Below are 2,099 nucleotides of genomic sequence, written 5' to 3'. Positions count from 1 at the left end.
CGATCCATGGCCTGCTGACATGCGAGGTGCATGATCCGCCGGAGTTCCAGCGACTTCAGCGTCTTCTTCGCCAACAACGCCTCGGCCACGGCTGTGACCTGGTCCCATACGAAGGGCCTGTCGAAGATTCCTTCGGCCTGGACGAGGAGGAGATTCAGGTAGGCTTCGAGCTCTCGATCATTCTCTGTAAAGTACGACACGAGGTCGGCGGCCTTCTGGTAGTCGTACTCACCGTGCCAATCTTTCACGCTCTCCGCATCGAACCGGCGCTGCGCGGCCAACCCCGCCAGGGAGACACGGACCATGCGCAGCATCCGCGAGCGGTTCCGCTGGCTGGCGTCTGAGTCCACGTTGCGCCCATGGAGCAGGTTCCGCGAGATCACCTTGCCGTCGAAGTCGTCACCGGGCACGATCGTGGCGGACTCAAGCCGGACGCGCTCCCAATGGGCCGCCACTGCGTGGCCGGCCTCATGGTAGGCCGTGGACTGCAGCTCCTTCTCGCTCGGCAAGTCCTGCTCAACCATCCCCTACTCCAGCCGCCCCATCATCGGCCCGGTCACTGTCCCTTCGGCCCACGCGGGTCCACGGTGTCGGGGAGACATGTCCAGACATAGGTAATAGGACCTCCAGGTTTGAGTCCATGCTTCAGCACGAGTCGGTCTCGCTCCTTCTTGCACTCTTGACGAGTGGCATAACTATCGATGGGCACAGTGTTCTGGTAGGAGCCATCCCTCGACGTAGAATCGGACCACAACACCCACGCGCACTCGGCGGAGGCCGACGTGGCGACGGCGAGCAAACAGCAGAGCGTGGCGAGCAGGATGCACGGCCAGCGTTTGGCCATCGGCGGGCCCTCCGGTCCTGTAGGGAAGCGGTCATGAAATCGCCGGTTGTGGCCCTAGTCCTCGCCCCGCTTTTCCGTTAGCCGCAGACACGGCGGGTGGGGCCGGGGCACCCCCCACTGAAACCCGTGTTCCAGTCACGGCCACGCTCTCGCTATCGTATTCGGGACGTTGAAAAACCCTCGCCCATGGAGAACAGGACCCGACTAGAACACGCAGCTTGCACCACCCCGATGATCCATGAGCACTCGGCCGCTGAGAAGTGGCCGGGGTCGACCATCGGCAGCCGGGCGCGTCCCTCAGCCCCAGCACTGGCACCGTGTATCCATCTCTGGGCATTGGCGCTGCTGCCAGCAGGCGCTATCCCAGGGCGTGGCCCATCCTCACCGCACGTATCAGCCCCGCGACGCCGAGCACTCTGTCCTCCACGCCGTCATCCGCGAACATCTGGAGCCCTTCCTGCGGGAAGCCTCCGACCGGGGCGACGGACATGGCCTGCCCCGCTTCGTCGAGCAGGAGTTCCGCGAGTTCCTCACGTGCGGGGTCCTGGCCCACGGCTTCACGCGGCTACGGTGCGCCGATTGCACCTTCGAGCGCCTCCTGCCCTTCTCCTGCAAGCGGCGCGGCTTCTGTCCGAGCTGTGGGGGGCGACGCATGGCGGAGCGTGCCGCCTCTCTCGTCGACGAGGTGCTGCCACAGGTGCCGGTGCGCCAGTGGGTCCTGACGCTGCCGTATCGCCTGCGCTACCGCCTGGCGTGGGATCACGCCTTGTGCCGCGCGGTGCTGGGCGTGTATGCCCGCGTGCTGCTCGCCCTCTACGCGCGCACCGCGCGGGCGCACGGCATCCCGGACGGCCAGACTGGCACCGTGACCGTGATCCAACGCTTCGGCAGCGGCCTGCAATTGAACATCCACTTCCACACGCTCGTGCTCGACGGTGTCTTCAGCGAGACTCGACCCGGGCACCTCACCTTTCACCCTGCCCCTCTCCCGAGCGACGAGGATGTGGCGCACGTCCTCGCCACCGTCCGCACCCGCGTAGGGCGGCTGCTCGCCCGCCGCCACCTCGAGCCCGCTGACGACACGGCGCCGCCGGACCCACTCGCCGACGCCTCCCCCGTCCTGGCCGGCCTCGCCAGCGCCTCCGTCCAGGGCCGCGTCGCCCTCGGCCCCCGCGCCGGTGCCCGCGTCCGCCGCCTCGGCGGTGAGCCAAACCTCGGTCACGTCACCTCCCGCGGCCCGCGTCAGGCCCAGCTC

The 2,099-nt window shown here is 67.4% G+C and carries 2 protein-coding genes; one reads left to right on the top strand and one right to left on the bottom strand.

From position 1 onward, the window contains the following. Positions 1–524 (bottom strand): hypothetical protein (locus VGV06_20665; GenBank protein HEV2057553.1); only part of this gene is annotated, 524 nt, incomplete at its 3' end. Between the two features lie 690 nt (positions 525–1,214). Between VGV06_20665 and VGV06_20660 the strand changes: the two genes are divergently transcribed. Further along, positions 1,215–2,099, top strand: an 885-nt coding sequence (locus VGV06_20660; protein HEV2057552.1) for a transposase zinc-binding domain-containing protein, incomplete at its 3' end; no start/stop codon positions are given.

The organism is Candidatus Methylomirabilota bacterium, assembly GCA_035936835.1.
Taxonomy (GTDB): domain Bacteria; phylum Methylomirabilota; class Methylomirabilia; order Rokubacteriales; family CSP1-6; genus AR37.
The sequence above is the reverse complement of the archived record's forward strand: the minus strand, read 5'-3'. Positions and strand labels throughout refer to the sequence as shown.